Annotated in this window: 21 protein-coding genes; 10 read left to right on the forward strand and 11 right to left on the reverse strand. The window is 73.5% G+C overall.

Annotated elements, in window-relative coordinates:
* Positions 1-95: 95 nt before the first annotated feature.
* Positions 96-1,457 (reverse strand): MFS transporter, encoded by a 1,362-nt coding sequence (locus tag HNP84_RS27330; protein WP_185052781.1) that lies wholly within the window; start codon positions 1,455-1,457, stop codon positions 96-98.
* Positions 1,458-1,743: 286 nt separating this feature from the next.
* On the opposite strand from HNP84_RS27330, the gene def reads away from it, so the two are divergent.
* Positions 1,744-2,220 (forward strand): peptide deformylase, encoded by a 477-nt coding sequence (def, locus tag HNP84_RS27335; protein WP_185052782.1) that lies wholly within the window; start codon positions 1,744-1,746, stop codon positions 2,218-2,220.
* Between the two features lie 83 nt (positions 2,221-2,303).
* Here the strand turns inward: def and mshC are convergent, their stop codons facing one another.
* The 5 genes from mshC to HNP84_RS27360 form a co-directional block, all read right to left on the reverse strand.
* Positions 2,304-3,527 (reverse strand): cysteine--1-D-myo-inosityl 2-amino-2-deoxy-alpha-D-glucopyranoside ligase, encoded by a 1,224-nt coding sequence (gene mshC / locus HNP84_RS27340; protein WP_185052783.1) that lies wholly within the window; start codon positions 3,525-3,527, stop codon positions 2,304-2,306.
* A gap of 71 nt (positions 3,528-3,598) precedes the next feature.
* A complete protein-coding gene (locus HNP84_RS27345; protein ID WP_312925791.1) occupies positions 3,599-4,369 on the reverse strand; it encodes an NRDE family protein in 771 nt (256 codons plus the stop codon).
* A 110-nt stretch (positions 4,370-4,479) separates the two neighbouring features.
* A complete protein-coding gene (locus HNP84_RS27350) occupies positions 4,480-5,241 on the reverse strand; it encodes an Rv2133c family protein (RefSeq protein ID WP_185052784.1) in 762 nt (253 codons plus the stop codon).
* A gap of 51 nt (positions 5,242-5,292) precedes the next feature.
* Complete coding sequence (locus tag HNP84_RS27355; RefSeq protein WP_185052785.1) at positions 5,293-5,841, reverse strand: Rv2134c family protein; 549 nt, start codon at positions 5,839-5,841, stop codon at positions 5,293-5,295.
* A gap of 9 nt (positions 5,842-5,850) precedes the next feature.
* On the reverse strand, positions 5,851-6,552 hold the full coding sequence (locus HNP84_RS27360) for a histidine phosphatase family protein (protein ID WP_185052786.1): 702 nt from the start codon (positions 6,550-6,552) through the stop codon (positions 5,851-5,853).
* A 200-nt stretch (positions 6,553-6,752) separates the two neighbouring features.
* Between HNP84_RS27360 and HNP84_RS27365 the strand changes: the two genes are divergently transcribed.
* Both HNP84_RS27365 and HNP84_RS27370 read left to right on the forward strand, forming a co-directional pair.
* Positions 6,753-7,700, forward strand: a complete 948-nt coding sequence (locus HNP84_RS27365) for an aldo/keto reductase (RefSeq protein WP_185052787.1) — start codon at positions 6,753-6,755, stop codon at positions 7,698-7,700.
* A gap of 280 nt (positions 7,701-7,980) precedes the next feature.
* Positions 7,981-8,856 carry a hypothetical protein gene (locus HNP84_RS27370; RefSeq protein ID WP_185052788.1) on the forward strand — a complete coding sequence of 292 codons (876 nt, stop codon included), beginning with the start codon at positions 7,981-7,983 and terminating at the stop codon, positions 8,854-8,856.
* 136 nt (positions 8,857-8,992) lie between these two features.
* Here the strand turns inward: HNP84_RS27370 and fabI are convergent, their stop codons facing one another.
* Together fabI and fabG are read right to left on the reverse strand one after the other, a co-directional pair.
* A complete protein-coding gene (gene fabI, locus HNP84_RS27375; protein ID WP_185052789.1) occupies positions 8,993-9,754 on the reverse strand; it encodes an enoyl-ACP reductase FabI in 762 nt (253 codons plus the stop codon).
* Position 9,755: 1 nt separating this feature from the next.
* On the reverse strand, positions 9,756-10,460 hold the full coding sequence (gene fabG / locus HNP84_RS27380) for a 3-oxoacyl-ACP reductase FabG (RefSeq protein WP_185052790.1): 705 nt from the start codon (positions 10,458-10,460) through the stop codon (positions 9,756-9,758).
* 77 nt (positions 10,461-10,537) lie between these two features.
* Here fabG and HNP84_RS27385 point away from each other — a divergent pair, with 77 nt between their 5' ends.
* The 3 genes from HNP84_RS27385 to HNP84_RS27395 all read left to right on the forward strand — a co-directional run bounded on the left by HNP84_RS27385 (position 10,538) and on the right by HNP84_RS27395 (position 13,931).
* Positions 10,538-12,031, forward strand: coding sequence for a TldD/PmbA family protein (locus HNP84_RS27385; protein WP_185052791.1), 1,494 nt, complete (start codon positions 10,538-10,540; stop codon positions 12,029-12,031).
* On the forward strand, positions 12,031-13,404 hold the full coding sequence (locus HNP84_RS27390) for a metallopeptidase TldD-related protein (protein ID WP_185052792.1): 1,374 nt from the start codon (positions 12,031-12,033) through the stop codon (positions 13,402-13,404). Before HNP84_RS27385 ends, HNP84_RS27390 begins: the two co-directional genes overlap by 1 nt.
* A 206-nt stretch (positions 13,405-13,610) precedes the next feature.
* Positions 13,611-13,931 (forward strand): DUF3099 domain-containing protein, encoded by a 321-nt coding sequence (locus HNP84_RS27395; RefSeq protein ID WP_312925794.1) that lies wholly within the window; start codon positions 13,611-13,613, stop codon positions 13,929-13,931.
* Positions 13,932-14,348: 417 nt separating this feature from the next.
* On the opposite strand, the gene HNP84_RS27400 is transcribed toward HNP84_RS27395, so the two are convergent.
* Genes HNP84_RS27400 through moaA form a run of 3 tightly spaced genes read right to left on the reverse strand, consistent with a single transcriptional unit; the run spans position 14,349 to position 16,237 of the window.
* Positions 14,349-14,597 carry a DUF6457 domain-containing protein gene (locus HNP84_RS27400; protein WP_185052793.1) on the reverse strand — a complete coding sequence of 83 codons (249 nt, stop codon included), beginning with the start codon at positions 14,595-14,597 and terminating at the stop codon, positions 14,349-14,351.
* Entirely contained in the window at positions 14,584-15,231 is a 648-nt protein-coding gene (mobA, locus tag HNP84_RS27405; protein ID WP_185052794.1) for a molybdenum cofactor guanylyltransferase, read from the reverse strand. The genes HNP84_RS27400 and mobA overlap by 14 nt, the downstream gene beginning before the upstream one ends.
* A 16-nt stretch (positions 15,232-15,247) precedes the next feature.
* The gene (gene moaA / locus HNP84_RS27410; RefSeq protein WP_185052795.1) at positions 15,248-16,237 is read right to left on the reverse strand and encodes a GTP 3',8-cyclase MoaA; all 990 of its coding nucleotides are present in this window, start codon (positions 16,235-16,237) and stop codon (positions 15,248-15,250) included.
* A gap of 212 nt (positions 16,238-16,449) precedes the next feature.
* Here moaA and HNP84_RS27415 point away from each other — a divergent pair, with 212 nt between their 5' ends.
* From HNP84_RS27415 to HNP84_RS27430, 4 genes are all read left to right on the forward strand, one after another.
* Positions 16,450-17,604, forward strand: coding sequence for an RtcB family protein (locus HNP84_RS27415; protein ID WP_185052796.1), 1,155 nt, complete (start codon positions 16,450-16,452; stop codon positions 17,602-17,604).
* Between the two features lie 880 nt (positions 17,605-18,484).
* Positions 18,485-19,207, forward strand: coding sequence for a TetR/AcrR family transcriptional regulator (locus HNP84_RS27420; RefSeq protein WP_185052797.1), 723 nt, complete (start codon positions 18,485-18,487; stop codon positions 19,205-19,207).
* Positions 19,208-19,226: 19 nt separating this feature from the next.
* Positions 19,227-20,798: an AMP-binding protein gene (locus tag HNP84_RS27425; RefSeq protein WP_185052798.1), complete on the forward strand. Its 1,572-nt coding sequence runs from the start codon at positions 19,227-19,229 to the stop codon at positions 20,796-20,798.
* A complete protein-coding gene (locus HNP84_RS27430; RefSeq protein WP_185052799.1) occupies positions 20,795-21,577 on the forward strand; it encodes an enoyl-CoA hydratase/isomerase family protein in 783 nt (260 codons plus the stop codon). The genes HNP84_RS27425 and HNP84_RS27430 overlap by 4 nt, the downstream gene beginning before the upstream one ends.
* Positions 21,578-21,905: the final 328 nt, after the last annotated feature.

Here is a 21,905-nt window from a genome sequence, read left to right on the forward strand (position 1 = left end):
CGCTGTGAGCGAGCGGAGCGAGCGAACCGGTGGGCACAGCAGCGGGCGTCCCCGCGAGGGACGCCCGCTCGGTGGACCGCCGCCGCCCGGCGGCGTCAGATCCGTGCCGCGGCCAGGCTCGGCACGGTGCCGGCCCCGACCTTCCTCAGGTAGCAGGCCCAGGTCAGGACGAAGCAGGCCGCGTAGAACAGGGCGAAGGCGGTCAGGGCCGCGCCGGCGCCGCCGGTCGCGGCGATCGAGCTGCCGAAGCCGCGGTTGATGAAGAAGCCGCCGTAGGCGCCGATGGCGGAGATGATGCCGACGGCGGCGGCGGCGTTCCGGCGGCCGACGATCGCGGCGGCCTCGTACGCCTCGGTGCCCTTGGCGAGGCCGGCGGTGGCCTTGGCGCGGAAGATCGCCGGGATCATGCGGTAGGTGGAGCCGTTGCCCACGCCGGTGCTGGCGACGAGGAGCATGTAGGAGCCGAAGAACAGCGCGAAGTTGTGCACGCTCAGGCCGTAGCCGACCAGGAGCACCGCGCCGGCCATGGCGACGAAGTTCCACAGCGTGACCCGCGCGCCGCCCATGCGGTCCGACAGCCAGCCGCCGACCGGGCGGATGAGCGAGCCGACCAGCGGGCCGAGGAAGGCCAGGGAGACCAGGCCGGCGTGCTCGGGGAACTGGCTGTTGATCAGCAGGGGGAAGGCCGTGGAGTAGCCGATGAAGGAGCCGAAGGTGCCGATGTACAGGAAGGACATGATCCAGGTCTGGGCCCGGCCAGCGATCTTGAGCTGGTCGCGGGGGCTGGCCTTGGCGGTGGTCAGGTTGTCCATGAAGAACCAGGCGCCGATGGCGGCGGCGAGGATGAACGGCACCCAGAACAGCCCGGCGGCGGCCAGCCCGAACCCGGTGATCACCAGCGGCATCAGGAGCTGCACCGAGCTGACCCCGATGTTGCCGCCCGCGGCGTTCAGCCCGAGCGCCGAGCCCTGCTTGGACTGCGGGTAGAAGTAGGTGATGTTGGCCATGCTGGAGGCGAAGTTGCCGCCGCCGAAGCCCGCGGTCGCCGCGATCACCAGGAAGGCCCAGTACGGCGTGTCCGGGTTGCTGACCGCGACCGCAAGCAGCACCGCCGGGATGAGCAGCAGCAGCGCGCTGACCACGGTCCAGTTCCGCCCGCCGAACCTGGCCGGGGCGAAGGTGTAGGGGATGCGCAGGGTGGAGCCGATGAGGTTGGGCAGCGAGACGATCCAGAAGAGCTGGTCGGTGGTGAACTGGTAGGAGCTCATCTTGACCGTGACGATGCTCCACACGGTCCACAGCGTGAACCCGAGGTGCTCGGCGAAGATCGACCAGATCAGGTTGCGCCGTGCGACCCTGCTGCCGCCACTCGCCCAGAAGGCCGGATCGTCGGGGCGCCAGTCGCCGATCCAGCGCCCCTTCTTCGGCGCGGCGGACGTGGCCTCGGTCACCGTCATCGCTCCTCCTGCGGTTCTCTCACGGGGGGTGGCCGGTTACCGAAGGTAGGAGGGCGCCGTTACGCACAACGACGAACCGTGACGGTGCACGGTTACATGTAACTCACCGGCGTAACAAGCAACAAACAGGACGCACAGCCGCAATAGCCCCTTAACATGCCCTCCGGACGGGCACATCTGTACGACCGCGCGGTGAGGTGATCTCCGCCGCGATCCGGGGGAGAATGAGGGCGGCAGGACGACAACGACAACCATGAGCGTGTCATCGTCACCGCGGGGAGTACGCATGACCGTTAGGCAGATCCGCCTGTTCGGCGACCCGGTGCTGCGAACCGCGGCCGAGCCGGTGACCTCCTTCGACCGCGAGCTGCGCAGGCTGGTGAAGTCGCTGCAGGCCACGATGCGGGCCGGCGCGGGCCGGGCGGGCCTGGCCGCCCCCCAGGTGGGCGAGCCGGTGCGGGTCGTGGTCTTCGAGTACGAGGGCAGATCCGGCCACATCGTCAACCCGCGCCTGGAGCTGTCGGAGCGCCGGGTGGTGGCCGACGAGGCGTGCCTGTCGGCCCCCGGCGTGTGGTGGCCCCTGGAACGCTCCTACGCGGTCACCGCGCGCGGCCGCGACATGTTCGGCAAGCCGGTCACGGTCCGCGCGCTCGGCGTGCTGGCCCGGGTGCTCCAGCACGAGGCCGACCATCTCGACGGCGTCCTGCTCATCGACCACCTGGAGGCCGAGGAGCGCGAGCGCTTCCTGGAGGCCATCGCCTGAGGCCGCGACCGACACGCGCCTGAGCCCGCGACCGACACGCGCCTGAGCCCGTGCCTGAGTCCCGCCCCCGTGGGGGCGGGGTGTCACAGCGCGACGCCCAGCAGGGCGTCGGCGGCGGCCCGGACCAGGGCCGGTGCCCCGGGGTCGCCACCGGGCGCGGCCAGGGCGCGCGCCGCCCAGTCGTCCACGGCGGCCAGCGCGGCGGGCGCGTCGAGATCGTCGGCGAGGCGGTCGCGGATCTCCTCCACCACCGGGCCGGCGTCGGGGCCGGCCGGCAGCGCGGTGGCGGCGCGCCAGCGCGCCAGGCGCTCCCCGGCGGCGGCGAGCTGGCCGGGGGTGTACTCCCAGTCGCTGCGGTAGTGGTGGGCCAGCAGGACCAGCCTGATCGCCATGGGGTCGGCGTCCTGGCGCAGCCGGGAGACGAACACCAGGTTGCCCCGCGACTTGGACATCTTCTCGCCGTCCAGCGCCACCATGCCCGCGTGCACGTACGCCTTGGCGAAGGGCCACTCGCCGGTGGCCACGTGCCCCTCGCAGGCGCCCATCTCGTGGTGCGGGAAGATCAGGTCGGAGCCGCCGCCGGAGACGTCGAAGCCGCTGCCCAGGTTGGCCAGCGCGATGGCGGTGCACTCGACGTGCCAGCCGGGACGGCCGGGGCCGAACGGCGAGGGCCAGGAGGGCTCGCCGGGGCGCTCGGCCCGCCACAGGACCCAGTCGAGCGGGTGCTGCTTGCCCCCGCGGCCCGGGTCGCCGCCGCGCTCGGCGAACAGCGCGAGCATCGTCTCCTCCGGGTAGCCGGACACCGCGCCGAACTTGGGCGCGGCGGCGGAGTTGAAGTACACGTCGCCGTCGAGCTCGTAGGTGGCGCCCTTGTCGCGCAGCCGGGCGATCAGCTCGGCCACCTGGTCCACGACCTCGGTCACGCCGACGTACTCGCGCGGCGGCAGGATGCGCAGCGCCTCCATGTCGGTGCGGAACAGCTCGATCTCGCGCGCGGCCAGCTCGCGCCAGTCCTGCCCGGTGCTGTCGGCACGCTCCAGCAGGGGATCGTCCACGTCGGTGGCGTTCTGGGTGTAGTGCACGTCGTGGCCGGCGTCGCGCCACATCCGGTTCACCAGGTCGAAGGCCAGGTAGGTGTTGGCGTGGCCGAGGTGGGTGGCGTCATAGGGGGTGATGCCGCACACGTACATGCGGGCGGTGCCGCCGGGTTCGGTGGGGCGGATCTCCCGCGCGCCGGTGTCGTAGAGTCGCAGCACGCGCCCCTGGCCGGGGAGCACGGGGACATTGGGGGCAGACCACGATCGCATGCCCTGAGCCTATCCAGGCGTCCGGGCACACCGATCAGCCTGGGTGCCCAATTTCCCCACATACCTCACATTCATCCCAGCACTCGATAAAAGCCGCGCGGGTCTCCGGGCCGGGCGGTGAAGTCGTACCGGACTCCGGCCCCCTCCGGCGCCTCGGGGGCGAGCCCGACCAGGGTCACCGAGGAGGAGCCCCAGACGCGGCCGTCGGGCAGCTCGTGCCGTACGATCAGCGCCCGCGGGTCGCCCGTGGCGAGCCCGTCGCCGGTGGCCAGCACGGCCCACTCCCCCCAGTACGCCGGCGGGTCCTCCCCGCCGCCGATCGGGCCGGGACGCGGCGCGGCGGCGAAGCGGTCGCGGAAGTACGCCGCGCGGGCGTTCTCGCCGCCCTGCTCCCAGCCGCTGTTGACGATCACGTGCGTGCCGGGCGCGGGCTTGTCGTCGGTCAGGCGCACGCCGTCCCAGTGCCACAGCCGCACCCCGCCGGCGTCGGCGACCACCAGGTGGAACGGGTCGTACCGGGTCAGGTCCTCATCCGGCGGCTCGCCCAGCTCCACGGCGCGCAACGGCAGGTCGCCGCGCGACCTGCGCCGCTCCTGCGCGGCGAGCACCCCGCGCCCGTTCAGCAGCGCGGCCACGCGGCGCGCCGCGGGATGGACGGCCAGCCAGGTGCCGCCCGCCTGGAGGTCGCGCCCGCCGAGCACCCCCGGGTGGCTCCGCGGCCAGTGCTCCCCCGGCCCCTCCCAGGGCCGCTCGGCGAACTCGTCGCGTACGCCGGCCAGCAGGACCGGCACCGGCGCCCCTGGCTCCAGGCTCACGATCACGGTGCACAACGCGCGCGCCACCTCCCCAGGCTCCCCAGCAGGGTACGCCGCCCGGTTCGCCCGATTCGCAGCGGGTCCCGGCACGATGATCCGCCGCGGGGACGGTCGGAAGGGCGCGTCAGAGGGATGGCTCAGATGGGCGGCCAGGGGATGGCGGGCCAGTCCTCCGGCGGATAGGGGTGGACGCCGGTCTCGATCAGGTTGCGCACGCGCTGCCACACCGCCTCGACCTCGGCCGCGGTGAGCAGCTCGCGCAGGCGGCGGCCCAGGCGGCCGTGATCCAGCTCGCCCTCCAGCCGGTTGAGCACGGCCATCGCCTCGCGCGGAAGCTGCTTGCCGCGCCACTGCCACAGCACCGTGCGCAGCTTGTTCTCCGCCGAGAAGCACACCCCGTGGTCCACGCCGTACACGTGGCCGTCGGGCAGCGGCAGCATGTGCCCGCCTTTGCGGTCGGCGTTGTTCACCACCGCGTCGAAGACCGCCATGCGGCGCAGCGCCGGGTGGCGGCTGCGGATCAGCGCCATGAGATCGACCTCCTCGTCGGCGTCGATCCACAGTTGGCACATGCCGGGCCCGAACGGGCCGTCGCGGTAGACGGTGGGCGGCACGATCCGCCAGCCGGTCACGGCCGAGACCTCGAACGCGGCCACCTCGCGGGCCGCGAGGGTGCCGTCGGGGAAGTCCCACAGCGGGCGCTCGCCGCGTACGGGCTTGTAGACGCAGGCCGCGCTGAGCGTGCCCAGGCGCACCGTGCAGTAGAGGGTCATGTTGGTCGCCTCGACCAGCCGGCCGGCGACCTCGATCTGCCCTTCCCGCAGCAGTCGCAGCGCGGTGGCGTCGTCCATGGTGTACGCGGGCTGGGTGCTCAGGGTGGGCTCACTCTCCGCCGACATGCGCCACCTCGCCCCCGGCCCGGACCTCGCCGGTTCGCTCGCTCCGCTCGCTCACGAACCCCCCTGGCTCGCTCGGTAACCGTTGAGACGTACGCAGATGTGGCCCTCGGCGTCGAGCGGCTGCCCGCACAGCGGGCACGGCGGGCGTCCGGCGGCGACCAGCGCCTGGGCCCGCTTGGTGAACGCGCGGGCGACCCCGGCGCTGACGCGCACCCGCAGCACCGCGGGCTCGGGCGCGTCCTCGTCGTCCTCGTCGGTGATCTCCTGAGCCTCGATCACCACCTGGGACGCCTCGGGGTCCCAGCCGAGTGCCATGGTGCCGACGCGGAACTCGGCGTCGATGGGCAGGTCGAGCGGCCCGTTGTCGGTGAGGTCGGCGGGGGCGATGGCGGGCACCTGGGCGGTGCCGCCGCTCATGCGCAGCACCTCGTCGAGGAGCTCGTCCAGGCGCTCGGCCAGCGCGGCCACCTGGAACTTCTCCAGCCCGACGGTGGTCAGGCGCCCCTTGGCCCGCGCCTGCAGGAAGAAGGCGCGAGCGCCCGGCTGCCCCACGGCGCCGGCCACGAACCGCTCGGGTGGATCGTAGTCGAAGACCGGCATAAGGCGACCCTATGTGCTTCCCGCGCCGCCGCCGACGGCGGCGTCGCTCTCGGTGAGGTTTTCTCCCCCGTCTTCCTGTCCCGAACCCTCGGGCGGGCGCAGCCCCGCCACGTCGCCGCCCACGTCGTTCAGCCGCAGCACGAAGGGGCGCAGCGGGGTGTAGCGGATGGCCGTCAGGGAGGCGGGATCTGCGGTTATGCGCTGGAACTGGTCGAGATGCAGGCCCATCGCGTCGGCCACGATCGCCTTGATCACGTCGCCGTGGCTGCACACGAGATAGACCCCTTTGGGGCCGAGTTTCGCGTTCCACTCGCGCACCGCGCCGACCGCCCGGTGCTGCACGTCGGTCAAGGATTCTCCCCCGGGGAAGACCGCGGCGCTCGGATGCGCCTGCACGACCCGCCACAGCGGCTCCTCGGCCAGCTCCTTCAGCGGCCGCCCGGTCCACTCGCCGTAGCGGCACTCGCCGAACCGGTCGTCGACGACCACCTCCGCGCCGGGCCGCCCCTCGGCGACCGCGCCGGCGGTCTCCCTGCACCGTTCCAGGGGGCTGGTGACGATCGCGTCGAGGTCGAGCGGGGCGAGCCGTTCGGCCAGGGCCTTGGCCTGCCTGGCCCCCTCCTCGCTCAGGTGGACGCCCGGGGTCCAGCCGGCGAGGACCGGCCCGGTGAGGGCGGTCAGGCCGTGGCGGGCGAGTATCAGCGTCGTCACACCCAAAAGACTACGACTCTCCGCCTTAACGACGGCATAACGGTACGGCGGCGGTCACCATGCGAACGTCACGTGTTGGTCGCGCCGGAGTCGCGGGCCGTCCGGTGCGCCCGGAAAGGCCGTTTCGCCCGGCCGGAAAGGGAGCGGAAACGTCAGGCCGCCCCACGCGGGCGGGCCCCGGGCGGTAATCTGGCCTGATCATGGAGCAGCGGTATGTCGGCCGGAGCGGGCTGTCGGTCTCGCGTCTCGGGCTCGGCACGATGATGTGGGGGCGCGACACCGGCCCGGAGGAGGCCGCCTCGCAGCTTCGCACCTTCGCCGAGGCGGGCGGCACCCTGATCGACACCGCCGACGTCTACTCCGGCGGCGAGGCCGAGCTGCTGCTCGGGCGGCTCATCCGCGACGTGGTCCCGCGCTCGGAGCTGGTCATCGCCACCAAGGCGGTGCTCACCCCCGACGGGCGGCGGCCCTGCGACGCCTCCCGGCGTCACCTGGTGGCCGCGGCCGACGCCTCGCTGGCGCGGCTCGGGGTCAACGACGTCGAACTGTGGCAGTTGCACGCCTTCGACCCCGAGGTGCCGCTGGAGGAGACTCTCGCGGCGGTCGACACGATCGTGTCCTCGGGGCGGGCGGCGTACGCGGGGGTGTGCAACTACGCCGGCTGGCAGCTCGCCGCGGCGGCGGCCGGGCAGCGCGCGGGCGGAGCCGGCCGCACCCCGATCGTGGCGGCCCAGGCGGAGTACTCCCTGCTGGCCCGCGACGCCGAGCGCGAGCTGCTGCCGGCCGCCGAGTACGTGGGCGCCGGGCTGCTGGCCTGGTCGCCGCTGGGCCGGGGCGTGCTCACCGGCAAGTACCGCACCGGCATCCCGGCCGACTCGCGGGCGGCTACCCCGCACTTCGCGGAGTTCGTCCGGCCCTACCTCGACGAGCGCTCGCGGCGGGTGGTGGAGTCGGTCACCACGGCGGCCGAGGGCCTGGGCGTCTCGCCGTTGTCGGTGGCGCTGTCGTGGGTGCGCGACCAGCCGGGGGTGGCGGCCGCGATCGTCGGCGCGCGTACGAACGCCCAGCTCGCCGGGGTGCTCAAGGCCGAGGACCTCACGCTGCCGCACGAGATCAGGGAGGCGCTGGACGACGTTTCCGCCGAATGAGCCGGCACGGTTTCCGCTGAATGAGCCGGAACGCCCGGCCCGCCGCCCCCGCCCCAGGAAACGCAAGTCCCGCTCGCGTATCACTAATCGATACCGAATTGCAACTTTTCCCGGAAAACCCGTGCCCGCCTTACAAAACTGGCAGCAGGGTTGACCCGGATGACGGTCGCGGTCAGGGCGGCTTTTCAAGCGCTCCAAGAAAGCGGGCGGCGCGCCCTGCGCACCCGCGACGAAGACGTGGAGGGGGAGGACCATGGGGAGGGGACGCGGGAGGTCCGCCGTGTCCGCGGGCGCGCTGGCTCTGGCGATCGGGGGGAGCACCCTGGTCACCGCGCCGGCCGCCTCGGCAGCGGTGCCCGTGCTCGACTGCGACCGGGGAAGCGGGAGCGGGCTGGTGTCGGGGCTCGCGAGCGGCGTGTGCGACCTGGTGGGGGAGGTCACCGACGCCGTAGACGGGCTGACCGGCGGCGCGCTCGGCCCGGTCACCGAGCCGCTGGACCGCACCGCCGAGACCGTGCTGGGGGGCGGCGACGACTCCTCCACCGGCACCGGGACGACCGGTGACCTGGGCAAGGACACCGGCAAGGGCGAGGCGGACAAGGGCGGGCCGGCCGAGCGCGAGACCGCCACGCCCACGCCCTCGGCCGAGAGCTCCCACGGCCTGCTGCCCAAGGGCCTGGACGAGGTGTGCGTCCCGCTGGTCGCCTCGCCGAAGTGCGCCGAGGCCGAGGCCACGTCCCCGCCGGACAAGCGGCCCACGCCCACACCCGAGCCCGACCGGCGGCGCGAGAGCCGGCGCACCGCCGCGCCGCTGCCCATCGAGCCGCCCCGGCCGCCGGAGCGCGGCCCGCGGCAGGTCACCGCCCAGGACACGGAGCAGACCCTCACCCCCGACCCGCTGCCGATCGACCTCGACGAGCCGCGCGTGGATCTGCTGTGGCCGCTCACCGAGCGGCTGCCGGTGCCCATGCGGGTGCGGCCCGAGGAGCTGAAGCCGCAGCGCCGCTCCGACACCGCCGGCACGGCGCTGACCGCGGTGCTGCTGCTGTCGGCGATCCTGGCGGCCCGCATCGGCTACGCGCGGCGGGGGCGGCAGGAGCCGTCCATCCCGTTCGAGCCGGTGCGCTCCCGCAGCGGGCGCCACCGCCTGGCCTGACGGACGCATGCCAGGCTGACGGGCACATGCCAGGCTGACGGGCGCATACCGGCCTGACGGGCGTACGCCGGCCTGACGGGCGTACGGGGCCGCGGCCGGGGTCGCCCCGGCACGACCCGGCGCGGCCCGCGCGGGCTCAGCCCACGGCGTGGGCGCCGCCGTCCACGTGCACGATCTCGCCGGTGGTCGCCGGGAACCAGTCCGACAGCAGCGCCACGCACGCCTTGGCGGTGGGCACCGTGTCGGACAGGTCCCAGCCCAGCGGGGCCCGCTCGGGCCAGCTGTTCTCGAACTCGGCGAAGCCCGGGATGCTCTTGGCCGCCATCGTGCGCAGCGGCCCGGCGGCCACCAGGTTGACCCGGATGCCGTGCTGGGCCAGGTCGCGCGCCAGGTAGCGCGAGACCGACTCCAGGCCCGCCTTGGCCACGCCCATCCAGTCGTAGACCGGCCAGGCGCGGCTGGCGTCGAAGTCGAGGCCGACGATCGCGCCGCCCTCCTTCATCAGCGGCAGGCACGCCACGGCGACCGACTTGAGGGAGAACGTGGAGATCTGTACCGCGGTGGCGACGTCCTCCCAGGAGGTGTTCAGGAAGTTGCCGCCCAGCGCGGTCTGCGGCGCGAACGCGATGGAGTGGACGACGCCGTCGATGCCGTCGAGGTGCTCCCCCACCCGGTCGGCGAGCGTGTCGAGGTGCTCCTGGTTCTGCACGTCCAGCTCCACCACCGGGGGCGTCTCGGGGAGCCGCTTGGCGATCCGCTCGACCAGGCTGAGCCGCCCGAACCCGGTCAGCACGATCCGCGCGCCCTGCTCCTGGGCGATCTTGGCGGTGGAGAACGCGATGGAGGAGTCGGTCAGCACACCGGTGACCAGGATCCGCTTGCCTTCGAGAAGTCCCATGTCAGTGCCCCATTCCCAGGCCGCCGTCGACCGGGATCACGGCCCCGGTGACGTAGGCGGCGTCGTCGCTCGCCAGGAACCTGACCACCCGCGCGACCTCCTGCGCGCTGGCCATGCGGCCCAGCGGGATGTTCTTGCGGATCTGCTCCTGGTACTCCGCGCCGAGCTCGGCGGTCATGTCGGTCTCGACGAAGCCGGGCGCGACGATGTTGACCGTGATGCCGCGCGAGCCCAGCTCGCGGGCCAGCGACCGGCCGAAGCCGATCAGCCCCGCCTTGGAGGCGGCGTAGTTGGTCTGCCCGGCCGAGCCGAGCATGGCGACGACGGAGGAGACGAGCACGACGCGCCCGCGCCGCATGCGCAGCATGCCGCGCGTGGCGCGCTTGACGACGCGGTAGGCCCCGGTGAGGTTGGTGTCGATGACGTCGGTGAAGGTCTCCTCCTTCATCATCGCCAGCAGCGTGTCCTTGGTGATGCCGGCGTTGGCCACGACCACCTCGACCGGGCCGTGCTCGGCCTCGGCCTTCTCGAACGCCGCGTCGACGTCGGCCGCGCTCGTCACGTCGCAGCGGACGCCGAACAGGCCCTCCGGGGGCTCACCTGAGCGGTAGGTAACGGCGACGGCGTCGCCGGCCGCGTCGAGTTCACGGGCGATCGCGAGCCCGATGCCGCGGTTGCCGCCGGTGACGAGAACAGAACGACTCATGCTAGTGACCGTAGCGGCTACTTGCCGGTAGTCCTCTTGTCCGGGAGGGACAAGATCGCAGGGTTAGGATCGTTGACATGCGCCAGATCGATCCGGACTTCCTCGCCCTGCCGCTGCGGCAGCTCGCCGACGCCGCGCTGCAGCGCGCCCGCGACCTGGGCGCCGAGCACGCCGACTTCCGGCTGGAGCGCGTGCGCGCGGAGACGCTGCGCCTGTACGACGCCCGGCTGATCGGCTCCATCGACGCCGACGACCTCGGATACGCGGTACGCGTGATCAAGAACGGCACCTGGGGCTTCGCCGCGGGCGTCGAGCTCACCCCGGGCGCGGCGGCGAAGATCGCCGAGCAGGCCGTGGAGGTCGCCGCCGTCGCCGCCGCCGTCAACCGCGAGCGGATCGAGCTGGCCCCCGAGCCGGTCTACCGCGACGCGACGTGGGTGTCGGCGTACGACGTCGATCCGTTCGAGGTGCCGCAGCAGGACAAGGTGGAGCTGCTGGCCTCCTGGTCGGCCGGCCTGCTGAAGTCGGTGGACCACGTCGATGCCCGGCTGATGCAGGTCAAGGAGCAGAAGTTCTACGCCGACACCGCCGGCACCTCCACCACCCAGCAGCGCGTACGGCTGCACCCGGTGCTGACCGCGATGAAGGTCGAGGACGGCCGGTTCGAGGAGATGCGCACCCTGGCCCCGCCCGCCGGGCGCGGCTACGAGTACCTCACCGGCACCGGCTGGGACTTCCCGGCCGAGCTGGAGCGGGTCCCCGAGCACCTGGCCGAGAAGCTGGCCGCGCCCTCGGTGGAGGCCGGCGAGTACGACCTGGTGATCGACCCGTCGAACCTGTGGCTGACCATCCACGAGTCGATCGGCCACGCCACCGAGCTGGACCGGGCGCTCGGCTACGAGGCGGCCTACGCCGGCACCAGCTTCGCCACCTTCGACAAGCTCCACGACCTGGTCTACGGATCGCCGATCATGAACGTGACCGGCGACCGCGTCGCCGAGCACGGCCTGGCCACGATCGGCTACGACGACGAGGGCGTGCAGACCCGCCAGTTCGACATCATCGCCGGGGGCACCCTGGTCGGCTACCAGCTCGACCGGCGGATGGCGCTGATGAAGGGCTTCGGCCGCTCCAACGGCTGCGCCTTCGCCGATTCCCCCGGCCACATGCCGATGCAGCGCATGCCCAACGTCTCGCTGCAGCCGGCGCCCGGCGGGCCGTCCACCGAGGAGCTGATCTCGGGGGTCGAGCGCGGCATCTACGTCGTGGGCGACCGGTCCTGGTCGATCGACATGCAGCGCTACAACTTCCAGTTCACCGGCCAGCGGTTCTACCGCATCACCGGCGGGCGGCTCGACGGGCAGGTGCGCGACGTGGCGTACCAGGCGACCACGACCGAGTTCTGGCGGTCGATGGAGGCGGTCGGCGGGCCGCAGACGTACGTGCTCGGCGGGGCGTTCAACTGCGGCAAGGGCCAGCCCGGCCAGATCGCGCCGGTCAGCCACGGCTGTCCGTCGGCGCTGTTCCGCGGTGTCCGGATTCTCAACACCGTCCAGGAGGGTGGTAAGTGATGGGGGCGACTCCGCAGGAGATGGTCGAGCGGGCGCTCGCGCTGAGCGGCGCCGACGGCTGCGTGGTGATCGCCGACGAGACCTCCACCGCCAACCTGCGCTTCGCGGGCAACACGCTGACGACCAACGGCGTGGCGCGCTCGGCCCGGCTCACGGTGATCTCGGTGGTGGGCGAGGGCGTGGGCGTGGTGTCGCGGGCCGCGGTGCGCGAGGACCAGCTCGCCGACGTGGTGACCGCGGCCGACCGCGCGGCCCGGGAGGCGGGCCCGGCCGAGGACGCCCGCGAGCTGGTCGCCGCCGCCGAGTCGCCCGACTGGGCCGAGCCGCCGGCGACCACCTCGATCGGGGTGTTCAGCCGGTTCGCCCCGGCGCTGGGCGAGGCGTTCGCCGCCGCCGAGGCGGGCGGCAGGCGGCTGTACGGCTTCGCCGAGCACACGCTCACCAGCACCTTCGTCGGCTCGTCGGCGGGGCTGCGGCTCCGGCACGACCAGCCCACCGGGCGGCTGGAGCTCAACGCCAAGTCGCCCGACATGAAGCGCTCGGCCTGGACCGGCGTGGCCACCCGCGACTTCTCCGACGTGGACGTCGCGGCGCTGGACTCCTCCCTGGCGCAGCGGCTGGAGTGGGCCAAGGTGCGCATCGACATGCCGGCCGGACGTTACGAGACGCTGATCCCGCCGACGGCGGTGGCCGACCTGATGACGTACATGTACTGGTCGAGCGGGGCGCGCGACGCCGCCGACGGGCGCACGGTGTTCTCCAAGCCCGGCGGCGGCACCCGGGTCGGCGAGGCCCTGACCAGCACCCCGGTGCGGCTCTACAGCGACCCGGCGGCCGAGGGCATCCAGTGCGCGCCGTTCGTCATCGCGCACGCCTCCAGCCGCGAGACCTCGGTCTTCGACAACGGCCTGCCGCTGGCGGCCACCGACTGGGTGGCCGGGGGGAAGCTGGCCGGGCTGCGCCAGACCCGCCACTCCGCCGAGCTGACCGGGCTGCCGGTCACGCCGGCCATCGACAACCTGATCATGACCGGTCCCGAGGGCGGGCGCTCCCTGGAGGAGATGATCGCCGCCACCAGCCGGGGCCTGCTGCTGACCTGCCTGTGGTACATCCGCGAGGTCGATCCGCAGACCCTGTTGCTGACCGGCCTGACCCGCGACGGCGTGTATCTGGTCGAGCACGGCGAGGTCGTCGGCGAGGTGAACAACTTCCGCTTCAACGAGAGCCCGGTAGACCTGCTGGCGCGGATGACCGAGGTGGGCGCGAGCCGTCAGACGCTGCCGCGCGAATGGAACGACTACTTCACCCGCACGGTGATGCCGGCGATGCGGGTGCCCGATTTCAACATGTCCACGGTGAGCCAGGCGAGCTGACCCGCTCCGCCCGCCGCCATTACGGACGGCTCGCATATCGGCGCTCCGGACGACCGTTGCCCGCGGTGCCCCCGGAGCGCCGACCGGCCGGCCCCGCCGGTACGTTCGAACCGGCACGCCGTCCGCCCTTACCCCGAGGCCATGGTCGTATGACCTTCCACCGCGGCCCTCCGGGCATTGGCGCCGCCCGTGAATGGAGGTCTACCGTGGAAAAGGTGAAGACATGGCACCGGCGTCCGGTTGTGCACGCGGTGACCGACGCACAGCCGTCGCTGAGCGACGATATCCGCAGGCGTGAAAAGCGGTACCTCATCCAGATGGGCATCCGCACGCTATGCCTGATCCTGGCGGTCGTGGTGCCGGCCCCCTGGCCCATTCGCGGCCTGTTCATCGCGGCCGCGGTCTTTTTGCCGTACGTTGCCGTGATCGGTGCCAACGAGCGGGGAAAGAGCGCGCCCACGATGCTGGACATGGCCGAGGCTAACCAAAACGAGATACCACGGCACCGACGCGAGATCGGGTCGTGACTAAGTCTTGACGCATCCTATGGGTTGGAGGTGTACGCTTTAGCCAAGCGCTCTGGTCCCCCGTCAGGGCGCTGGTGCCGGCGTTCCGGGCCCCCGTCGGAACGCCGATGACGCGGCGCCGGGTGGTTTGCCCCCGTAACCACCCGGCGTCGCCTTTTTCATGCCCGGCCCATCCCACCGGGCGGTCAAGATCCTCCGACACGCCCAGTCAGCCGCCGCGTCAACCCGGAATCCCGGCGGCTTCACCCGGGCTCGTCCGTTCACCCGGGCTCGCCGTTCACCCCGGGCCCGTCGTTCACCCGGGCTCGCCGTTCACCCCGGGCTCGCCGTTCACCCCGGGCTCGCCGTTCACCCCGGGCCCGTCGTTCACCCGGGCTCGCCGTTCACCCGGGCTCGCCGTTCACTCAAGTTCGCCGTTCACTCAGGCTCGCGCGGCGCGCGCTCCCACGTCTGCGCCAGCTCCACGAGCCGGTCCACGGCGCCGGGTGCGGCCGTGCCCGCGCCCTGGGCCAGCCCCAGCAGGTACGCCGTGAGGGGCGCGGCCGGGCGGGCGACGCCGTGGGCGACCTCCTTGGTCAGGTCCAGGACCATGTCGCGGTCCACCTTCTCCGGGTCGATGCCCAGCTCGCGGCAGACCAGCGCCGTCCACTCCTCAAGCACGTTCATGCGGCTGCGCTCCTTCAGTCCCTGCCCCGCCCGCCTCCCCGGCGGGTCCCGTCCCGGCGAGGCCGCGGGCGAGGCGAAGATCGTCCATGGTGTCGCAATCAAACCACGGCGGGGTTCCGGCGGCGCCGGGCTCCAGGCGGACGAGGGCCGGGCCGAGCGGGCCGAGCAGGCCGCGCAGCGAGCGGCCCTGATACGCCTCCAGAGCCACCGAGAGGCGTCCCCGGCTCCAGACACCCACCAGCCACTGCGGGCGCCTCTCGTCGTCTTCCAGGACCGCGCCGGCCCCGTTGCGGGCCGCCGCCCCGGCGAGCACGGCGACGTGCTCGGGGCGCAGGAAGGGAAGATCGCCCGCCAGCAGCGCCACCCACGGGGCCGGGGACTCCGCGAGCGCCGCGAGGCCGGCGCGCAGGGCGGGCACCGGGCCGCCGCCGGGCGGCTCCTCGCGGGCGAAGACCACGCCCGCGGGCAGGCCACCGCGTGCGGGGCCGACCACGACCACCGTACGCGCGCCGCGTACGGCCGCGACGACGCGCTCCACCAGCGCGGCGCCGCCGACGCGCAGGCCCGGCTTGTCGCGCCCGCCGAGCCGCTCGGCCCGGCCGCCGGCCAGCACCACGGCGTCGAAGGAGCGCATGGCCCGGGGCGGCGGCTCAGCCGCCGATGGCCGACATCGGGCGGGCGGGCTGCAGGAAGGACGGGTCGTCGATCCCGTGGCCGGCGCGCTTGCGGCTCACCGCGGCCCGCCACCGCTCGGCGAGCTCGTCGTCGCTCGCGCCCGAGCGCAGCGCGGCGCGCAGGTCGGACTCCTCGGTGGCGAACAGGCAGTTGCGGATCTGGCCGTCGGCGGTCAGCCGCACCCGGTCGCAGGCGCCGCAGAAGGGGCGGGTCACCGACCCGATCACGCCCACGCGGGCCGGGCCGCCGTTCACGAGGAACATCTCGGCCGGGGCGCTGCCGCGCTCGCGCGGGTCGTCGGGGGTCAGCTCGAACTCGGCCGAGAGCATGGCGAGGATCTCGTCGGCGGTGACCATGTTCTCGCGGCGCCAGCCGTGCTGGGCGTCGAGCGGCATCTGCTCGATGAACCGCTGCTCGTAGCCGTGCTCCAGGCAGTAGCGCAGCAGCGGGGCGGCCTCGTGCTCGTTGATCCCGCGCATCAGCACCGAGTTGACCTTCACCGGCAGCAGCCCGGCCCCGGCCGCGCCGGCGAGCCCCGCCAGCACGTCGGGGAGCCGGTCGCGGTGGGCCAGCTTGACGAACACCTCGCGGTCGAGGGTGTCGAGCGAGACGTTCACCCGGTCGAGCCCGGCCTCCGCCAGCGGCCCGGCCAGGCGGGCCAGGCCGATGCCGTTGGTGGTCAGCGAGACCTGCGGGCGGGGGCGCAGCTCGGTGGTGCGGCGCACGATCTCGACCAGCTCGCGGCGCAGCAGCGGCTCGCCGCCGGTGTAGCGCACCTCGGTGATGCCCAGCCGCTCGACGCCGATCCGGACCAGGCGCACGATCTCGTCGGCCGTGAGCAGCTCGGGCTTGGGCAGCCACTCCAGCCCCTCGGGCGGCATGCAGTAGGTGCACCGCAGGTTGCAGCGATCGGTCAGGGACACCCGGAGATCGGTCGCCACTCGGCCGAACGAGTCCACCAGCACAGGCCGAACCTCCCTGACTCGCAAACGATTACCCGAAGCCTACGCGCTGCCGGGGCGTGCCTGATCGCCGCCCCGCCTCGCCCTCATCAAACGCGCAACGCCGTCCGGGGGCTCCCGATTCCCGGCGGCCGTCCCCGTGGCGGTCCAATAAATGAGTGGGGCCGTTCGCCCGGCACCGGCACACTGGATCTCGCATCCGAAGGAGACCGATCATGCCGAACCACCCCGCACCCAACCTGGTGTCGTGGGCCAGTGAGATCGACGAGCAGACGATCCAGCAGGCCGCGCGCACCGCCCGCCTGCCGTTCGTGTCCGGCCACGTCGCCCTCATGCCAGACGCCCACCTGGGGATCGGCGCGACGGTCGGCTCGGTCATCCCCACCGAGGGAGCCGTCATCCCGGCCGCCGTCGGCGTCGACATCGGCTGCGGCATGGTCGCGACCGAGACCACGCTCACCGCCGCCGACCTCCCCGACGACCTGCGCGCGCTGATGCCGCTGGTCGCCCGGCGCATCCCCGCCGGGGTCGGCAAGGGCCACGACGACCCGGCGGTGGACACCGCGCTGGCCGCGCTGGGCCGCCCGCACACCGACCTGACCCCCAAGCAGGAGCAGACGGCCGGGCTGCAGTTCGGCACCCTCGGCTCCGGCAACCACTTCGCCGAGGTCTGCCTCGACGAGCGCGACCGGGTCTGGACCGTGCTGCACTCCGGCTCGCGCGGCATCGGCAACCAGCTCGCCACCAAGCACATCGCGGGCGCCAAGGACCTGATGAAGCGCCAGGCCGCCGGCCTGGAGGACCCCGACCTGGCCTACTTCACCCAGGGCACCCCGGAGTTCGCGGCCTACATCGAGGACATGCTGTGGTCGCAGCGCTACGCCATGGCCTCGCGGGCCCGCATGAACGAGGTCCTGGTCAACGCGCTGTTCCAGGTCGTGGGCAAGAGCGGGCGCGTACGCGTGATCAACTGCCACCACAACTTCACCCAGCGCGAGGTCCACGGCGGCCGCGAACTGTGGATCACCCGCAAGGGCGCCATCAAGGCCGACAAGGGCGACGAGGGAGTCATCCCCGGCTCGATGGGCACCCGCTCCTACATCGTCCGCGGCCGGGGCAACCCCGAGTCGTACCACTCCTGCTCCCACGGCGCGGGCCGCCGCATGTCCCGCAACCGGGCCCGCCGCGAACTGTCCCCCGAGTCCCTCACCAAGGCGATGCGAGGCCGCACCTGGAACGCCGACCGCGCGGCGTCCCTGGTGGACGAGCACCCGGACGCGTACAAGCCGATCGACCAGGTCATGGCCGACCAGCGCGACCTGGTGGAGATCCAGCACACCCTCCACCAGATCTTCAACTACAAGGGCTGAACCCCCCGCACCGTCCCCCGGCCCCCGGGGGGCAGTGCGGGCCGCCCTTCCGGCCTCCGGTCACCGCGCCGGACGCCGGGTAGGCGGCGCCCGTCCGGCCCCGGCGCGGCCCGTAACGCGACGCGGCCCGGCACGGGCCGAGTGAGCGGGGGCACGGGCCGCACGGGCACGAGCCGCCCAGCCGCCGACCGAGCGGCGTCCCCCGGGCGCGGGCAAGGCCCACGCGCCACGCTCAGCCCGCGCAACGCGGGCGTTGAGGCGGGCACGGCCCGTGGGACACCCACCTCGCCCGCACCACAGCCCTCTGCGCACCCGCCCCGGCCACCACCGCTCGGAGCGTCGCAACCGGCCCCGTGGGCCCGTCGCTCACCCCCCGTGCGGGCGCACAGGCCCCCCGGCCCAAGCCGCCCCCACGCGCCGGGCGGGTGACCGGCGCCGCGATGGCGGCGTCCAGGAGCTCGCCCGCTCCCCCGGCGGTGTGCACCGCGGCCCCCGCACGCCCCGCCCTACCGCACCGGGACCGCACGCCGGCCCACCATGTAGCACGGCCCCTGCACGCCCCGCCCTACCGCACCGGGACCGGGCGCCGGCCCACCACGCAGCACGGCCCCTGCACGCCCCGCCCTACCGCACCGGGACCGGGCGCCGGCCCACCACGCAGCACGGCCCCTGCACCCCCACCTCACCGCTCCACCGCCCACACTCCCCATCGCGGCGATGGTGTGGCCGGGCGGGGTATGCAGGGCCGGGGTTGGCGCGTGCGCCCTCTTCCCCCCGGTGGCCTTGGAGGGCGGGCACCGCTCCCCCTTGCCCTCGGCGTCCTTTTGAAGGATGGATGTGGCTATTGACCGCTTTGCGGTTGATCGTTACGTTCGTCGGTATGAGCGAACGTTCGGTAGGGACGCTGCTCGCCGATCGGTCGGTGGATGCGGATCTGCGGATTCGGACGGCGGCGGTGTTGTTGTTCGCGCGGCGCGGATACGCGGCCACCGGGGTCAGGGACATCGCGCGGCTGGTGGGGCTGACGAACGCGGCGATCTACCACCACGTCTCCAGCAAGGAGGAGTTGCTGGCGGACATCATGCGGGCCGGGCAGAACCGGCTCATCGCGTCCACCCGGCGGGGGCTGCGCGGGGTGGTGCGGCCCGAGGACGCGCTGGCGATCCTGATCTCGTCGCTCACCGCCACGCACGGGCTGCACCGGATGGTGACGCGGGTGATGGACGGGGAGCTGCGGTCGCTGACACCCGGCTCGGCGGCGTACCAGGAGATCATCGCGCTGCGCGACGCGTACGAGGACGAGTGGCGGCGGGTGCTGGCGCGCGGGGTCGAGGAGGGCGTGTTCCGGATCGGCGACCCTCGGCTGACCAGGCTCGGGCTGATGGCCATGTGCACGGGGACCAGCGAGTGGTACCGGCCGGGCGGGCCGGCGGCGCTGGAGCGGGTGTGCCTGGAGTTCGTGGAGATGGGGCTGCGCGCGGTGCGGGCGCGGCGGGACGGCGTGCCGGTGACCGCCGGGGACACACCGCCACCGGACCTGTCGCTGGTCCCGCCGCTGCCGTGGGAGCCGCCCTGGGACGAGGCGGCGGATCTCGCCGGATGAGACGCTGAGGAGGGCGCAGGTGGAGGAACCTCGGTGGGGCACGATCGCCGGGCTGCTCGGCGAGGCCGCGGAGCGGTTCGGCGGCAGTGAGTTCCTGCGGCTGGGCGGCGAGTCGCTCGGCTTCGCGGAGACCCGGGCCAGGTCGGCGCGGCTGGCGCGGGCCCTGGCGGCGCGGGGCGTACGGCCGGGCGAGCGCGTCGCGATCATGATGGAGAACGTGGCCGGCTGGCCGCTGAGCTGGTTCGGGATCATGCTGGCCGGGGCGATCACCGTGCCGGTCAACGTCCGCTACCGGGAGGCCGACCTGGCGCACGTGCTGCGCGACTCGGGGGCCGTGCTGGCGATCACCTCGGACGCTCACCTCGAACCGGTACGCGGGGTCGCCGCCGGTGTCGCGACGCTGCGGGAGGTGGTCACGTTCGCCGAGCTGGAGGCCACGGCGCCCGGCGGCGGGCCGGCGTACACGGGGCACCAGCCCGGTGACGTGGTGAACTTCCAGTACACCTCGGGCACCACCGGCTTCCCCAAGGCGTGCATGCTCTCCCACGACTACTGGCTGCGCACCGCCTGGTACACCGCCGCCGCCTGCCGCCTCGGCCCGGGTGACGTCGTGATGATGGCGCAGGCGTTCTCGTACATGGACCCGCAGTGGACGGCGCTGATGTGCCTGATGGCGGGGGTCCCGCACGTCACGCTGCCGCGCTTTTCCGCCTCCGGCTTCTGGGATTCCGCCCGCGAGCACGGCGCGACCGTGACGTACGTGCTCGGGACGATGCCGCTGCTGATGTCCAAGCAGCCGCCGCGGCCGGCCGACCGGGACCACCGGATGCGGCTGGTGCTGTGCTCGGGCATCGCCCCGGAGCTGCACGCGCACTTCGAGCAGCGGTGGGGCGTGCCGTGGCGCGAGCTGTACGGCTCCACCGAGAGCGGGCTGGACCTGCTGGTCCACCCGGACGACGCCGCCACGGTCGGCACCGGTTCCATGGGCACGCCGCCGCCGGGCAAGCAGGTGCGCATCGCCGGCGAGGACGGCCGGACCCTGCCCGACGGCGAGGCCGGGGAGATCCTGGTACGCGGCCGGCCGATGATGGCGGGCTACTGGAACCACCCCGAGGCCACGGCGAGGGTGTTCCGCGACGGCTGGTACCACACCGGCGACCTGGGGTTCCGCGACGCCCGCGGGCACGTGCACCACGCCGGCCGGCTGAAGGACATGGTGCGCCGCGGCGGCGAGAACATCTCCTGCGCCGAGGTGGAGAGCGTGCTCAACGGGCATCCCGCGGTGCTGGCGGCGGCGCTGGTGCCGATCCCGGACGACCTGTTCGGCGAGCTGCCCAAGGCGTTCGTCCAGCTCCGCCCCGGCCACGAGCCGGACGCCGGCACCGCTGCCGGCATCCTGGCCCACGCCGCGCGGCGCCTGGCGCGGTTCAAGGTGCCGGCCTACCTGGAGTTCGTGACGGAGTTCCCGATGACGCCCTCGGCCCGGATCAGGAAGCGCGAACTGCTGGCGCCCGGACGCGACCAGCGGGCGGGCGCGTACGCGGCCGCGGACCTGCCGGCGGACGGCGAACCGAGAAAGGCGGAGATATGACCGACTGGGGCATCGACTCCGGACACATCACCACCCGGGTCCGCGACGACGTGGCCGTGGTCACGCTGCACCGTCCGGACAAGCTCAACGCGCTCACCACCGAGATGCGCAGGGAGCTGGCCGCGATCGTCCGCCACTTCGGCGACGGCTCCCGCGCCGACGGCATCGTGGTCACGGGCAGCGGCCGGGCGTTCTCCGCCGGGGAGGACCTGCGCCAGGCCGCCGAGCTGCTCCCGGGCGGCTTCGTGGAGGAGGTGGAGGTCTTCCACGACATGACCCGCGCCGTGCTGGAGACCCGGGTGCCCGTGGTGGCCGCCGTCAACGGCATCGCGGTCGGCGGCGCGTTCGAGTGGACCCTGTGCTTCGACGCCCGCATCGGCTCCCCCGCCGCGGAGTTCTTCCTGCCCGAGAACGGCATCGGCCTGCCGGTCTCCAACGCCGCCGGCCTGCTCCTCCCGCGGCTGACCGGAGGCGGGCGGGCGCTGCGCCTCGTGCTGGACACCGCCCGGCTGGGCGCGGAGGAGGCCGTGGCGGCGGGGCTGCTGGACGAGATCGTCCCCGCGGACGGCCTGGTGGACGCCGCCGTGGGCCTGGTGCGCCGGTGGAGCCGGCCCGGCTCGGCCACGGCCGTGCACCTCGCGCTCCTTCGGCCGAGCCTGGAGGACGTCGAGCGCGCCTTCGCCGCCGAGACGCGGGCGGCCGGGCAGGTGGACGAATCCGGGCTGGCGCGGTCGGGCGTGAACGCCTTCCTGAGCCGCCGCGCCGCCCGGTCCACCTGATCACGGCCGGAATGCGCCGCTGGGCGCCGCCGCCGTCCTCCCCCGGCGACGGCGCCCGCGCGTATGGGCGTGCCGGTCGGCGCGGCCCGTACGCCCTGGCCGCCGCCGGCCTGGGGGGTTCTCCCCCGGCTTCGGCGGCGTCCAGGCGGGCCGGGCCCCGGGGGACGCGAGACGGCGCGCAGGGACGCCGCCCGCGGTCGCATCTCCCCCGGGAACCCGGTTGAACGGATCAACGCTTTCCTAATGGGCGGGCGGGGGCGCTGTCCATGAGCTACACCTGGCCAAATGCCGACATGTCGTGAATCCGCCAACGAGGGCGGGGGCGCCA

This window comes from Thermocatellispora tengchongensis (assembly GCF_014202315.1).
Taxonomy (GTDB): Bacteria; Actinomycetota; Actinomycetes; order Streptosporangiales; family Streptosporangiaceae; genus Thermocatellispora; species Thermocatellispora tengchongensis.

Bases quoted from the DNA above. Each gene is read 5' to 3' on its own strand.
- mobA (WP_185052794.1), bottom strand. From the start codon at position 15,231: ATGCGCTCCTTCGACGCCGTGGTGCTGGCCGGCGGCCGGGCCGAGCGG.
- HNP84_RS27355 (WP_185052785.1), bottom strand. From the start codon at position 5,841: ATGCCGGTCTTCGACTACGATCCACCCGAGCGGTTCGTGGCCGGCGCC.
- HNP84_RS27390 (WP_185052792.1), top strand. From the start codon at position 12,031: ATGGGGGCGACTCCGCAGGAGATGGTCGAGCGGGCGCTCGCGCTGAGC.
- HNP84_RS27415 (WP_185052796.1), top strand. From the start codon at position 16,450: ATGCCGAACCACCCCGCACCCAACCTGGTGTCGTGGGCCAGTGAGATC.
- def (WP_185052782.1), top strand. From the start codon at position 1,744: ATGACCGTTAGGCAGATCCGCCTGTTCGGCGACCCGGTGCTGCGAACC.
- fabI (WP_185052789.1), bottom strand. From the start codon at position 9,754: ATGGGACTTCTCGAAGGCAAGCGGATCCTGGTCACCGGTGTGCTGACC.
- mshC (WP_185052783.1), bottom strand. From the start codon at position 3,527: ATGCGATCGTGGTCTGCCCCCAATGTCCCCGTGCTCCCCGGCCAGGGG.
- HNP84_RS27385 (WP_185052791.1), top strand. From the start codon at position 10,538: ATGCGCCAGATCGATCCGGACTTCCTCGCCCTGCCGCTGCGGCAGCTC.
- fabG (WP_185052790.1), bottom strand. From the start codon at position 10,460: ATGAGTCGTTCTGTTCTCGTCACCGGCGGCAACCGCGGCATCGGGCTC.
- HNP84_RS27350 (WP_185052784.1), bottom strand. From the start codon at position 5,241: ATGTCGGCGGAGAGTGAGCCCACCCTGAGCACCCAGCCCGCGTACACC.
- HNP84_RS27400 (WP_185052793.1), bottom strand. From the start codon at position 14,597: ATGAACGTGCTTGAGGAGTGGACGGCGCTGGTCTGCCGCGAGCTGGGC.
- HNP84_RS27330 (WP_185052781.1), bottom strand. From the start codon at position 1,457: ATGACGGTGACCGAGGCCACGTCCGCCGCGCCGAAGAAGGGGCGCTGG.
- HNP84_RS27420 (WP_185052797.1), top strand. From the start codon at position 18,485: ATGAGCGAACGTTCGGTAGGGACGCTGCTCGCCGATCGGTCGGTGGAT.
- HNP84_RS27365 (WP_185052787.1), top strand. From the start codon at position 6,753: ATGGAGCAGCGGTATGTCGGCCGGAGCGGGCTGTCGGTCTCGCGTCTC.
- HNP84_RS27430 (WP_185052799.1), top strand. From the start codon at position 20,795: ATGACCGACTGGGGCATCGACTCCGGACACATCACCACCCGGGTCCGC.